This window comes from Paucihalobacter ruber (assembly GCF_006494535.1).
GTDB classification, from domain to species: domain Bacteria; phylum Bacteroidota; class Bacteroidia; order Flavobacteriales; family Flavobacteriaceae; genus Paucihalobacter; species Paucihalobacter ruber.
In genome coordinates, this window is record NZ_VHIQ01000001.1 from 267,781 (window position 1) to 282,548 (window position 14,768).

The window sequence follows — 14,768 nt, forward strand, 5'->3', positions numbered from 1 at the left end:
AAATACACAGCTTATAATTTTGAAAAATCCCTAAAACACAAATAACCACTCTCATAAAAGGCTATTCCTCGAGACCATTCTCATCAAAATCATTACTAGGTGTCATATTTATCTTAGTGTTCAGTTGGGTTCTTACTGATTTGACCGTACTGTCCTCTATATAGATGAGCATAAGCTCATAATAATTGTAATCTTCAGGAATTGTGATGGCTTTAGAAACACCTTTCCCTAACTCTTTTAATGCTAGTTTATTACCATAAAGGTCTTTTTTTACTAAAACCCATTCAAATGCATCATTATATTTTATGGCATCCGGGTATACCCAATTATTATCTTGTTGCATTACTGCATGATAAATAACAGAATTGTTTGGAAAGAGTAAAATAGAAGGAACAAGAATTCTGATTACTTCTGAATCTTTAATTAAACTATTATCGGTATCTCTGGTTATTAATTTACTGTAAATGGTTTTTTTTCTTCCTTTAAAATCAAGTAGGCCATCAAAACTAACCTTATTATTTTCCCATTGATCTTGCCAATTTCTTAATACAACCCCTGTGTTTTTTAGTTCAGATTTAAATTTGAAAAACGACTCATTATCAATATCACTAATTTGATATGAAATTTTATTACTTCTTGGATCACTTTTAAATTCGTTGAGCACATTAATATCATTTATCAGAAAGCCATAAATGTCGGTTGCAATTCCTATATCCTGCATATAATCAATTCTATCCAATGTTTTGTTATCGAGCTCAATATCCATTATAACAGGACGACTTGAGTCAATTTTCTTGATGTCTAGAATTAATTCTCTTAGCCATTCGAGATATGCCTTTGTCTGATAAGATAAAATAGGTTCGTTATATGTTTTAATTAATTTTGACCTATTGTCATTTCCTAAATTCCATGATAGAATATGCTTTTCTCCTTTTAATTTTTTTACCTTATTGAGAATATTAATTCTTAGTTGCCGTTTTGCCTCGTGGTCTGCGGCAAAATCGAGATCACTTGGTAGCCAAAAGCTGAATATCAAAGACATGCCCATCTCTCGAGAGATATTTATTACATTGTGATCGTAGATAGTTAAACCTTCGTATCTAATAGTATGAAGTCCCACTTTTTTCATGAGTTCAAAATCTGTTACCAGAACATCCCTACTTGGCACGTAGTTATTCGCCTTCCAATTTTGTCCTTTTTTATAGGCTACACCAGTAAATACCTTTTTTGGCAATTGCTGAACGGTCTCTTTTGTCTTTAATTTATTTATTCTAATGGAATCATTAAATAAATATGATGGCAAATCATGGGCATAATTAAATTGAAACGGCGCAAAAGAATTTAAGGTCCAATCTAATTTTTCTGTTTTGACATTTAAATTATTAGGTACATTATTATCCACATTACTATTGAATAATACAATGGCTTTAATTTCTGTGAATTTCTCATCGATGGATTTTAATCCCTCTTCTAACCAAACCGCTTGATTACCGCCTTCTTTCAAGGATCCGAATTCAGCAATCATTACGGGTTTTTCGGTGAATTTTTTAATTTCGTTGTGGAATGGATGATATAATTCCTGAAATGAATACCAATGTTGATCCTCATTATATATTCCATAATTTAAGCCCGTAATTCCAATCCAATCAACATAATCATCACCCGGAAAGTAGTTTTGCATACCCTCTGATTTCCATGGATTCCAGACCCAAACTGCATTATCCGAACCACAATCTTCAAATAGTTTGTAAATATGTGTCCAAGCTTCTATAAAGTCTTCGGGTGAATTTCCACCTGTAGTGGACCAAGGGTAAAAAGGATTATCAAATTCATGACCAAATCGAAGAAAAACCGGTTTGTTAAATGATTTCAAATAGTTAGCAAATTTTAAGACGTAATCATCAAAATGACCATTTTTTATATATTTTAAAATATTCTTTTCATTTTTCAACTCAGGCAAACTATCGCTTCTCGCAAAATCTGAGGCCCAAGGTTCCCAACTTATCATAGGCAGGGCATTCATTTTGTAAATCTCAGAAATGATTTTCGTATTGGAGTTTATACTGTCCCTATCACCCCATGCAACATAAAATGATATGATATCGAATTTTACATTTTGCTTTTTCTCCAAATCTGAGATCTGTTTGTAATCGGATAAGCCATTATCTTCTAACGGATTAAAAATACCTAAATAGCGCCTTGAAACTGTTAGATTTTCTGTGCCATCTACAGCTTCCCATTGACTTTTTCCATATTGAATTTGAGCGAATACAGAAAAGCATAAAACACCAATTAATAAAGGCAAAGCAATTGGCCGTATGTTACGAAAAAGATAGTTTGAAAACTGGCGATAATAGCCTTTAACATTTATAGAGAATTCAAGAGCTTTTTTATGAAAGCGTTTTCTTAAAATAGTATTTTTATTAGTTACTTGGTTAGTTAAGTATAAACTAAATATCATAAAACCTGCATTGAGAAGTGCAAATCCAGCCATTATTATGGAAAAAGGCGTTAGGTCTTTATTAAGTCCATAAACAACTGCACTAATTGATAAACCAGCAACAATTAAATTAGGTAATATTATTTTATAGTTTGAATTTTCTTCGCTTCCCTTTGGGGTTGGAATATATGGAACATTTTTTCTGAAAATTGTATATACAAAACCCAGAAAATAGTACCACCAGGAGGTTATTTGTAAAAGACCTCCTACAAAATGAAACCCTCTTTCTCTTTTCTCAATTAACCATTTCTGAATATAAATTCTTAAAAAAAAGATGCTCATCAGCAAAGGGAGAACGATGATACCAAAATATAGGACATTTCCACTCCAAGGCATTTTGAAAAAAACAAGTGATAGTATAGGAATTAAAAAATTTATAAGATATAAAACACCGGCTAAGTAATGAAGCGGAAGCAACCCATAGTGCAACTTCTGACGCATTGTAAATTTTGTAAAAAGTTTAGGGTAAACAAAGAATAGCAAATCAAAAGACCCTCTAGCCCATTTCAGCTGTTGTTTAAAATAAGACGTGAGACTATTAGGCACAAGTCCTCTCGCTAAAACCTTTGGAACATATACCGAAGTCCATCCCTTTGAATGCAGAAGCATTGCCGTATGCATATCCTCTGTAAGTCCGGGAGCATGGCCGCCGATACTATCTAGAGCAGCCCTTCTAAAAGTGCAATTGGCGCCTATTGCATTCACAGTTCCATATGAATTCATCGTCATCATCATAGGACCGTAAAATTGATAGGTCTGTTCAGCAGCACCTCTGGCTACCAAGGTATCATCGGTGTTATAATATGATTGGACAATTTGAACAAAACCAATTTTTGGATCATTAAAAAATGGTATAATAGGGTCTAAAAAGTCGCTATTTGGAACATGATCCGGATCAAACACCACACAGATATCTCCGGTGGCAATTTTTAAAGCATTATTGATATTACCGGCTTTTGCATCAATCCGGTTATCTCTTGTAACATGAGTTACACCAAGGTCTTTACAAACTTGCTTTAAATAAGCATCGTTGGCCTCATCACACAAATAAGTTCTATGAGGATAACTAATATTTTGTATGGCTTTGAGCGTTTCAACAATCATTTCATAAGGTTCTCCCGGAAAAAAAGTGGTTAAAATATCGACTGTGAATGTCTCTTTTGAAGTGGGTGGTTTTGGTATAGAAATATTCCAATAGCAATACCAGATGTATAGAACTCTTAAAATTCCATAAAATATGGTGAAGCATAATAACCCATATAGCAACGGATGCAATTGAAACTCCGGTAGTAAGAACCAATACAAGAAATTAATTATCGAAAAACAACCAATTAGAATCATAAAACGAATAATGATTAATTCTATTTTGGTTGGCTTCACTATACCGGCTATATCATTCATTTGTTTTACCTATCACATAAAATGGCGTATTGCAGGATGCCACAAAACCATCTTGATTTTCTAAATATGCGTATAATCTGTACGGACCTTCTTCCATTGGTGTTTCAAATGTTACTGTTAAGCCACTTTCAGAAGCTATGGCATCGGTTATTTTTTTTGGTTGTTTTATTTCCTCACTGATACCCTCCAAACGGCAATAGTCAGGATACAGCTCCCAGCTAATTTTAAGACTGTCATTAATCAATTTTTTTAATTTCAGTTCGGCTTTTGTAAAAGTATCAGAAGGTAATACAATGCTACTTGGAGCACCTCGACCATCTAACAGCATATAGTCCAAACCAATGTCCTGATTTTTTTTATTTTGTCCGGTCCAAACATTATTTAACGTATATACCATTTCCGATTTTTCGCCATTTTCTCCAAATAAGCTAAACCATGTTTTAGAACATTCGTGTTTTTGTCCCCAATGAAAAACTAAAGATCCTTGACAATTATCACCTGCATTCTGAATGTCATAATATCTAGTCCTAAGTTGTTCGTTTTTTTTTGTACTTGTCGGCTCAATACTTGCTCCCCATTTTGTGTAAGCCGTCTCCCAATAGCCATCTATACCCCATTCACTGATGTAATAAGGAAATGATCCGGACAAAATAAAATTCATTGATTCTATGTGAGATGGAACTTTGTTTATTGTTCCAAAAATATTATACCCAAGTAAATCTAATTTAGGAGAATGCCTCGCTATTGCAAGGATGTCTGTTCTTCTCTGAACTGTTGTACTTACCAAGTGATTAGGGTCTTCTAAATGAATAATTTCAATTAAGTCATTATAAGTTTTAATAAATTTATTCGGAAACAACTTTACAGGATATCGCACTTCATTTCCCAAATTCCAAAAAAGTAAGGCCGGATGATCCCGAAATTTTTGAACTAAATATTTAACCTGAAGCTTAAGTTCTTCATTCTTTGCATCATCGTTGTATTCTGGAAATTGTTCATCATATTTTGGTAATGGGATATCCACAATAACAGCTAAACCATGCCTATCAGCTTCATCCAATACCGATTGTAGATTTAGGGTATCGTAGACGCGAATTGTATTTGCACCATTGTTAGCTAATTCTTCAAAATGAGAATTGCCTGAAGCTCCCTTAATATAGAAGGGTGCTCCGTTTCTATATAATTGAAAAGAGCCTTCAACTTTTTTTATGTGAACGCTTCCGGCTTGGCGGTTACTAGGATAAAAACCACCCCATGAATATAAGGCTAATATTAGGGCGAAAAACGTTAAAAATATAAAGTCGAAAATAAAGTTTAAAATGTATGAATATTTCATTTAATGTTGTTACATAAATTTTAAACAACTGTCTAAATTTTTTAAAATAGCTGTTATTCTCATAAAAAACAAAAGTGAGCAAAGTTAATGACATTCCGCACTTTACGGTGAAAATATAGAATAATACTTTCAAATTAAACAGGTTTATTTCAGAATATAGACAAAAAGCAAATTGCCTCGTTGATTTGAGTAATTAGAAAGGAATTATTTAACATGAGTTATATTTAAGCCGAAAGTTTATTATTAATGATTTCTAAATTTAATGATATTATGGTTTGTGTTTAAACAAAACTAAAGTTTTAAAAAGTATCATTTTTACGGAATTCCTCATTTTACCAAATTAAACTCCTTTTGCTCGTTCGTTTAAAATTACAGCATTCGTAAAAAAGTTAAGTACCGTTAGATCATTCCATTTGATAACCCATCAAGTTTACTTGAATGGTTTTTATTTAAAGTACCTGACTTGTAAAGACAACCAGTTTTATTTGCAACTATGGAATCAAAGGAACTAAAATCCCTCCGACTCTACATGAAGCGCAGACAGACTGCGAATTATAATAAGGATAAAGAATGTTAAATATACTATGTCAAATTTAAATCATAATGGCTTTTTTACCCAAAGGCAATTGACCCATGAACCTTGTTAAACTGGTGCTTAAGGTCTTAAAGCAATTGCCAAAAAGAGTCTTAATTTAGTTAGATATATAAAAAGTGTTTTTCCATGGTAACTTCAAAAAAAAACCGTCCCAAATTAATTTTTGAGACGGATTTTTTTTATTTAAATAAATTTCAAGAATCCTACTTCACAATTTTTCTATTAATAGTGTTGCCGCTATTAAAGTCTATTTGAACAATATAAACCCCATTAGAAAATGAGAAAGGTGTTGCTAAATCTTGCATTCCCAAACCTGACGAGGTATAACTTAAAATTTGCTTTCCTGTTATATCAAATGCTCTAATTGCATCAAAATCTGTGCTGGTCTTAATATGTAATTGACCATCGTTAACATAAACAATAGTAGAATTATCAAGCATTGTATTGTCATCAATACTTAAAGTATTATTAGTATATCTCAAGTTAAATCGATTATTATAAGTCCCTTTATCTGACGAAAAATTATAGGGAGCGACTTTTAAATCATGGGTAATATTTAAGAATTTATCTTCTAAATATATATCCTTATCCGCTACAAATTCTCCGCTTATTTGGTCAATTACAATACTGTACTGGTCGCTTGAAGGTGCCGTAAAGCCCAAAGGAACCAAATCAGAAATGTCTACCGGTGCAGGACGGCCTTGTATTACTAATTCTTCGTTAGTGTCTAAAAGCGAATAAAACAGTAAACCATTCTCATCTCCCAAAGTGGTGTCATACATACGATCTTTGTTATAAGTAGCGCCAGCAACGTATCCCACGGCTATGTTATAGTGCGAATCATTTGATTCATTAATTATACTTAACCACATCACAGATTTTTGGGCTTCAAGTGATGTTGATAATTCGTTATCTTGTGCAGAATTACGATAAAACTGGCTGTTGTCATAGGCTGGAAGACCATTTTTATAACGTTGCAGATTATTGAAAGTCACACTTCCAACACCTGAAATCCCTTGAACAAAGAAACCTTGACCTGAGGCAATTTTACCATTAAATCCTGGTGGGATTGCAGCTGTTCCATTATAAATAATGTAGTCATTGGGATTGTAATTTTGTGAGAAATTTTGATAAAACGGACTGGAATATGAACCAATTGAAGAACCATGAGTCCAAATTCTAACAGTACCTTCTATGGCAGTATTTGCCAGAAGAAAGTCTTCAGCATTAATTGAAGAAGGATATGGATTCCCTAATAAGTTCCAATAATTTGTGGATGGTGTAGGATTTGCGGTTCCAGAAAGGGATTTTGTATAAACACCATTATGTGGTGCTCCCTCAAATGTAACCGTAAAATCATTAGCGTTATTAACTCTTGAGATATAACCCTCTCCAACATTCATAGTTCCAGATGCTGCCGTCCAATTCCCGAAAGTACCATTGGGATTAGCCACGTTAGGGTTCCATTGAAATTGAGGGGTTGAGTAACTAGATAAACCTGAAACATCAAAATCTTCCACTGGTGAAGACCAATACACATAATCAAACGGTTTTAAATTGGTTGCAGTTCGTTTATAAATTATTTTACCTGAGTTATTAGCTGTTTCATTAATTTGAACCAAACTACCGTTATTTTCAATGATTAATTTTCCAGCTTGTTGTGCAGGAATATCCATTACACCGGTTTGGTTACCATCTTCATCAAAAATTGGAACGTTGAATTCTGCTGGTTTAAAAGGTTCCAAACTTAAAGCGTTTTGCAAAACCATGACATCATTAGAGGCTATAGTAATGGTTACATCATTATTAATCTTACAATCGCAGCCCTGAAGTTTATCACCCAATAGATTGGTTGAACTATCGTAATCTGCAGCAAAAACTAGACTGCTAGTATTATTAGGAGGATTATTCCATGAGTTTCCATTCCATACCGATGTTTGACCACCTAATTTCAAAACAGCCGATGCGGCTACAATAGCGCCAAAGTCGTTAAAAACTTCCACTTTATAAGTTGCGAAATCTGAGTTTTCTACAGGCCCTGGTATGGTGTACGAACTAGAATTGGCTCCTGGGATAACAATATTATTTTTTTTCCATTGATAAAAAATTGGTGTTGCACCACCTCCATCAACACCTGCGATAACAGAAAAGGTAACATCATCGTTATAGGGTAATTTACAAATGTTAACCGGGTTTGGCGCTGAAATAATAACTGGTGCTTTAATTTTGAATGATTCTGTATTGTAAGCAATAAAAGCCAAGTCAGCACCGCCACCGGCAGACATAGTTAAAGAATGCACATTCGAGTAGTTGTTGATATTGATACCAAAATCTGAAAAACGGAGACCTAACATACGTATATCTCGTGTTCTTTGATCAACCCTTCTATTTCCATTTGGTGTTGCAATGTCAATATCTGTATTGTTAGGAAAAGTGAATAAATCTAATCGATACGTTCCAATAGGAGAGAAGCTTGCCAAAGTAAGTCTAATGGGCGTGCCTACAACATTACCATCAATATCTGAGAAATAGTAAATATCTGATCCGTTGGGTTGAGCAATTTGGGTAAAAACAACATCTGGAATGTTATCTGTAAAAAATGTTTCACTTGGACCAGGCTGAATGTTATCGCTAGTAAACTTAATAGATGCTTGTGTATTAAAATTGGTAATACCGGTTCCTAGGTCTAATCCATTAAGTCCGTCAATCAATACGTCATAGCTTGTTAATCCATCAATATTTGGTGAATTAGGATTACCTAATGCATTGTGAGCAGTACCATCAATGAGATCTGCCATAGCAAGGAACAAATTATTGTGAGTTCTCCCAATAACGCCTCTGGTGGAAAAAGCTCTGTAATATTGTGCGTTAAATGAAACATTGTTGGCGCTTAATGAAGCATCATTGACACCAGTAGAATAGGTAACGCCATTAAATTCAAATCCTAACAAATTGTGACTAGTATTTGGTTGATTAGCACTATTGTTGCTAGTGCTAGAAGACTCCCAGAATCCGTCGAAATCTGTATAAATTTTATTGATTCTTATACTATCGTCGTTGTTTCTAATTATTGGCGCTACATATATTAATGATAGGGCACTAGGTGCTGATGCATTACCATTTACCACGACAGTTGGTGCTCCGGAACGGTTGCCAGTAATGTTTAAAACAATTTCGGTAGTTGATCTAGAAGTAATTGTAAATCCTGCTGTACTACCTCCAAAATTTACGGTGGTATTTGCATTGTTTGTGAATCCTGTTCCTGTTATAGTAACAGTAGAACCATTGGTAACTCGTAAGGGAACAACATTCGTAATTGTAGGTTGAGCTTGAATAAAAATGGTTGATATTACTGTTAAAAGAAAAAGAACAAATCGAGTTTGGGACATTTGATTTTTTTTCATGAGTTTTGTATTTTTATTAATACATTTTTTTAAATCATAATTTTTTCGTTTTAATTATTGTGTTATATTTTATTCAATAAAATTCTTTCAATCGGCAAAAATTTAGTCGTTAAAGCTTATCACCTGAAAGCAAAGCACATACAAACATAGTAGTTGAAAACGAAAAATCGATAAATTATCCAATAAAATCGATGAAATACATCATTTTATGTAAAATCAATGTTTTTGTGGCGATATTTTACAATCCTAACTGTTCCAACTCTTTATAATATGTTATACAATTCTTTAATAAAGGCTCTAAGTGTTTAGGAAATGCTTCTATTTTGGGGTGATAAGGTAGAAACCCCCTTGAGCTGTGTACATTAGTATACCAGTATTTTGCCCAGCAACCATCTTGAGGGCTAGCGCCGACTGGCCAAATTAATATCGATTTATCAAATGGAATAACAATAAAGTCGCATAACTTTTGAATTTGTTCTTTGGAGTTGAGCGCTATCTTAGTTAGTGACGATTTTTAAAGTTAGTTGATTTGTTAGCAGTATTTTTGTCTATATTAGCTATGGTTTGAGAGAGATACGATTGGGAGTTAAGAGTTCACAAAAACTAATCTAAAGTAACCAACCGTTCTGATGAAGAGGACACCTTAATTTAGAAAAGTCAGAATAACCGGTCACTTAATAAACATTAAAAAAAATAGACGCTATTGAAATACATTATTCTATTTATTTCGTTATGGAGTTTTAGTGCGCTTTTAAATGCTCAGGTAATTCTGGATTCTATTCCGGAGTACACTAACAAAACCTATTCCCAACGCTGGGAACTGGAAAGCGATCAACGGCGCGGCACCTTCAGGTTGATGTCTTATAAACCTATTTTTGTAACGGCAGCAAGATGGTCAAGCAATCCAAATAACCTACCCCAAAGTGAAAACCCCGACTATTCTGCTACCGAACCTAACGAATACAACCAGCTTGAAGCCAAATTTCAATTGAGCTTTAAAACCAAAGTACTACAAGGAATGTTTTGGGATAAGGGTGACCTTTGGATAGGCTACACCCAAAAGGCACACTGGCAGGTTTACAACGTTAACATCTCAAGAGCTTTTAGAGAACTGAATTATGAACCTGAATTGATTTTTAAATATCCTGTGAATGTAAAGTTTATGGGCGGACGCTTTAAATCGGTTGGAATGATGTTTAACCACCAATCTAACGGTGGTAATTTACCCAATTCAAGAAGCTGGAATAGAATTATTTTTCACCTTGGTTACGAATGGGACCGATGGATTATAACCTTACAACCCTGGATAAGACTTAATGACACTGATGATGAAAATCCGTTAATCACCAACTATATAGGTAATGGCGAAATTAACGTGGCCTATTCATACAAACGACATCAATTTTACAGCATTATCACCCATCCTTTTGACCGATGGCAAGGTGGCAGCATACAGTTAAATTATGTGTTCCCCATTAAAGGTAATCTTCGCGGACACGCGCAATTATTTGAAGGCTACGGCGAGACTTTAATTGATTACAACCACCGACAAACCACCTTTGGACTTGGCGTTTCTTTTGCGAATTGGTAAACATCTGGAATAGCTATATCTATTTTTACAACGCCAACCGCTCCAACTCTCTATAATAAGGCATACATTCCTCCAATAAAGGCTTTAAGTGTTCAGGGAATAATTCTGTTTTTGGTTGGTAGGGTAAAAACCCCGTTGAGTTGTGAACGCTGGCATACCAATATTTTGCCCAGCAACCGTCTTCGGGTCTGGCACCGGCAGGCCAGTACAGCATGGCTTCTTCAAATGGAATGCCTATTAACTCACATAACTTTTGCATCTGTTCTTTAGGGTTGAGTAATACTTTTTTAGCATCTAACACCACCACCGGAATATTATGCGATTGAAGATAACGAAGTAAATCTACATGCAATTTGTAGCCAACGTCGTGTAATTGCGGATTAACAATCACCTTAGCGTAAGAAGGCAGCATTTCCTCAGGATGACGCGTTAGAATAATATTCACCATATTTTTTAAAAATCCGTAATCCAATCCCGGTAAATGGTGGGTCATGTTTTTAAAAAACAACACCGGTTTTGATGCTTCGGTGAGCATCATCTCCACTACTTTTTCACCACTTGTTTCCATAGTGTTTATGATGTCTTCAGCACCGGGATGATAGGCCTTGGCAGCAGGATTATTCTTAAGGTAGTATCCGTAGAGTGGTTCGTCAAAGACCATGGCATCGCTGCGTTGAGCGAAACTGTACATTAAGGTGGTTGAGATATTTCGCGGACCAGACCAGAGTGATATGCGTTTGATTGTATCTATTGCCATTTCCTGTCAATTAAATTGTTGCGATACCAGTTGCGCGTATAAATTGCTTAATTCAGCTGTAATATCTCCGGGGGTTTTGGTGCCAATGGGTTTTCCGTCAATTTTTGTTACCGGTGTGAGTCCGCCAAAAGTGCCGGTAACGAAGGCTTCATCGGCTCCATAAACATCAAATAGCGAAAAGTTTTTTTGATGGCAAACAATTCCTTTACGTTCACACAACTCAATCACCTTACCTCTTGTAATTCCGTTCATGCAGTAGGCACCGGTTGATGTCCAGACCTCATCGCCTTTCACCATAAAAAAATTGGTAGCATTGCAGGTGGACACAAATCCGTGGATGTCTAGCATGAGTGCTTCGTCTGCACCGGCTTCGATGGCCTGAATAAGCGCTTGCACTTCATGTAATTTACTGTGGCAATTTAATCTTGGGTCTAAATAATCGGGTGAGCCGCGACGATAGGTAGAGGTAAATAACGTAACGCCTTTATTTTTGGTTTCAGTAGATGCTTGCTTGTGTTCGGCAATAATCACCACATTTGGCCCTGAAATAGTGAGTCTGGGATCTTGCGAAGGCGTTTTTTTAATTCCTCTTGTGAGCATGACTCGCACATGAATATAATCTTTCATTTGATTGGCATCTAAAGTTTGCTGAATTTGCGCCATCAGCTCTTCTTTTGAAAATGGTATATGGATGCCAATGACCTTGGCCGATTGCCATAATCTGCTAAGATGGTCATCTACAAAAATCATTTTACCGTGATGCACCCTAAAGGCTTCCCATACGCCATCGCCCACCAAATAACCGCTGTCGAAAACAGAAATTTTAGCATCGTTTCTGTGGAACAGCTCACCGTTAATGGAGATGAGTACATTGTTATTTCTTTCGTCTTGAACAGCGTTATGCGTACCGTGAATCATAGATTTACACCTTTTTTAGTTGATGACTAAATGTAAATATAATTTTTAAAGTTCAACCAAAATTATGTTGAAGAAATTGAAATTCTAATCAAAAACCGACAAATCCCAACGGTCTGCCCATTCCAGATAAGGAATGTTATTCTTGAATTTTACCGGTAACCAAATGTAGCGGCCATCAATATGGTTTTCTGGTTTCCATCGGTCGGCTGTAAAAATAAAAGCGTCTTTTTTGCCTTGAACCGGAATGATGTAAGTACTCTGCGACCAAAAGGTGGTATTAACTTGTTCTTCTGTACCAACACAAGGATTACCTAATAAAGCCCACTCTCCCATTATAGCGTCTGCAACCGACAGTCGTGCCGGATTGGGATCCCAACCGGTGAGATCTGAGGTGAACATATAGTATTTTTCATTTTTCTTTAGAATCGCCGGCGCTTCGTTGCGTTCGCCGGGTAAAATTCGGATGTATTCACCTGAAAGCGATAAATAATCGTCTGACAATTTAGAAATCAACATGGTTTGATTTTCTTCGGAAGCTGTAATGTGATAAGCCGTTCCATCATCATCTACATAAACGGTCATATCTCTCGACATTTGTCCGCCATAAAAATCGCGCTTAAAGAGCTCTCCGGATTTGGCTTGATCAATACGAATTTGTTTGGTTAATTTTTGATTCTCGTTAATTTCCGGAATGCTATCAAACTCTTCTTGGCTCATATTTAATGGCAAAACGCCGGCATGGATTCTAAAGCTATCAATGTATTGGTATGGACCGGTGATATGATCTGAAACAGCCACGCCTGTTAAAGCAGCTTTGTACTTTTCGCCCTTTAATTCGTGATGAAACCACATCACAAACTTATTGGTTGTTTCGTTGTAAATAACCTTAGGTCGTTCTATGGTGCAACCTTCCTGCAACTTTGAAAGCGTATCTTTTACCACCTGTAATGCCACGCCTTCATTTTTCCAATTGTATAGATCTTTGGAAGAGTACACCCTAACTCCCACAAAGGCCCTGCTGCCGTCCTTGCCGCTTCCTTTGTGTTCGCCAAACCAGTAATAGGTATCGTTGTGATATAAAAAGCCGCCGCCGTGAGCATTGATATGCTCATTAGTATCATCTAACCATAATTCTCCGGGAGTGAAAGCATTGTATTTTGAATTGTCTGAATTACAGGCAAACAAAGCGATAAATAGAATAGCAACCAACAGGCGATTACAGCCAAATTGTATCATCAAACAAAGATTTCTTTTATTCATTTTTAAGCACATAAATTCTAGCGTAATCAATTTCATATTGACGCGGAAATTCTGTTTGATCCAATTGTTCCAAATCGGGATGCGGATTGCCGCCAACAGCCAGATTGATCCAATAATTACAAGTGTTTCCCATGAAAGGATATGCTCTTACCGAGGTATCTTCATTTTTTGTATTTAAGGCAATTCTCGACATAAATACATCATCGAGATATACACTTAAAAATCTGCCATCACCAATTAATTTCCAAACATGGTATTGTTGCAGCCAGGTTGAATCAGCTTTAAATCCAATAGCTTTTCCTTCGATGATATTTTTTAGATATGAGTTAGGTGCGTTTTCTTCTTTATTGCCTTGCCACTTGGCTCCTTTTTTACCTTTTACGGCAAAGTTTGCCATCATTCGTCCGTTGTAGTATTCCATAATATCGATTTCTCCACCATGTGGCCAGGGACCTTCACCTGTGGTCCAAAATGCCGGCCAAACACCGTAATCTTCTTCACCCCCATTTTTTAGTGGCAATTTAGCTCTCATGATCATCATGACGGAATCGTATTTTTGATGGTATTCCTTTTTTGTAATAAAACTGGCCGAAGTATAATCGGCGTATTCCCGATTGATTTTCCAATTGGAGCTGGTTTCATCATAATCCGGATTTTTAACGCGTTCTTTATTAGCGGTTATCACGAGTCTTCCACCGGAACAATAGCCATTTTTAGTCTGATACCACTGGTGTTCATTATTTCGAACAAAACCGGTTTCGGCGCGCCAATAGGTTTCTTTCATTGGGCCTTCGTGGTTAAATTCGTCATTAAAAACTAACTCATAACCATTAATTTTTTGAGGTGGCGTACTATTGTCAGGTTCGAAAGGATTTATTTGAATGACTTCATTAGTGCTTTCAATTTTCACTGATGATATATTTGAACTGTTTTCACAACTACAAAAAAGCATCATGGTTGCAAACATCAAAACAACTAAAGGTAATTTTTCATTAAAAATCATAGG

At 35.6% G+C, this 14,768-nt stretch carries 9 protein-coding genes; 1 reads left to right on the plus strand and 8 read right to left on the minus strand.

Features of this window, described 5'->3' with window-relative positions; all coding sequences use genetic code 11:
* Nucleotides 1-61: 61 nt before the first annotated feature.
* From FJ651_RS01255 to FJ651_RS15855, 4 genes are all read right to left on the minus strand, one after another.
* The gene (locus FJ651_RS01255) at nucleotides 62-3,901 is read right to left on the minus strand and encodes a glycosyltransferase (RefSeq protein ID WP_140988579.1); all 3,840 of its coding nucleotides are present in this window, start codon (nucleotides 3,899-3,901) and stop codon (nucleotides 62-64) included.
* Nucleotides 3,894-5,237, minus strand: a complete 1,344-nt coding sequence (locus FJ651_RS01260; protein WP_140988580.1) for a glycoside hydrolase family 2 TIM barrel-domain containing protein — start codon at nucleotides 5,235-5,237, stop codon at nucleotides 3,894-3,896. Before FJ651_RS01260 ends, FJ651_RS01255 begins: the two co-directional genes overlap by 8 nt.
* A 798-nt stretch (nucleotides 5,238-6,035) precedes the next feature.
* Nucleotides 6,036-9,236, minus strand: a complete 3,201-nt coding sequence (locus FJ651_RS01265) for an IPT/TIG domain-containing protein (protein WP_140988581.1) — start codon at nucleotides 9,234-9,236, stop codon at nucleotides 6,036-6,038.
* A 238-nt stretch (nucleotides 9,237-9,474) separates the two neighbouring features.
* Complete coding sequence (locus FJ651_RS15855; RefSeq protein ID WP_394348075.1) at nucleotides 9,475-9,732, minus strand: sulfotransferase-like domain-containing protein; 258 nt, start codon at nucleotides 9,730-9,732, stop codon at nucleotides 9,475-9,477.
* A 207-nt stretch (nucleotides 9,733-9,939) separates the two neighbouring features.
* Between FJ651_RS15855 and FJ651_RS01270 the strand changes: the two genes are divergently transcribed.
* A complete protein-coding gene (locus FJ651_RS01270) occupies nucleotides 9,940-10,827 on the plus strand; it encodes a phospholipase A (protein ID WP_246085283.1) in 888 nt (295 codons plus the stop codon).
* A gap of 25 nt (nucleotides 10,828-10,852) precedes the next feature.
* On the opposite strand, the gene FJ651_RS01275 is transcribed toward FJ651_RS01270, so the two are convergent.
* The 4 genes from FJ651_RS01275 to FJ651_RS01290 form a co-directional block, all read right to left on the minus strand.
* Nucleotides 10,853-11,584, minus strand: a complete 732-nt coding sequence (locus FJ651_RS01275; RefSeq protein ID WP_246085284.1) for a sulfotransferase-like domain-containing protein — start codon at nucleotides 11,582-11,584, stop codon at nucleotides 10,853-10,855.
* Between the two features lie 6 nt (nucleotides 11,585-11,590).
* Nucleotides 11,591-12,502, minus strand: coding sequence for an aminotransferase class IV (locus FJ651_RS01280; RefSeq protein ID WP_140988582.1), 912 nt, complete (start codon nucleotides 12,500-12,502; stop codon nucleotides 11,591-11,593).
* Between the two features lie 84 nt (nucleotides 12,503-12,586).
* The gene (locus FJ651_RS01285; protein ID WP_246085285.1) at nucleotides 12,587-13,762 is read right to left on the minus strand and encodes a glycoside hydrolase family 43 protein; all 1,176 of its coding nucleotides are present in this window, start codon (nucleotides 13,760-13,762) and stop codon (nucleotides 12,587-12,589) included.
* Entirely contained in the window at nucleotides 13,755-14,765 is a 1,011-nt protein-coding gene (locus FJ651_RS01290; protein WP_140988583.1) for a glycoside hydrolase family 16 protein, read from the minus strand. Before FJ651_RS01290 ends, FJ651_RS01285 begins: the two co-directional genes overlap by 8 nt.
* Nucleotides 14,766-14,768: the final 3 nt, after the last annotated feature.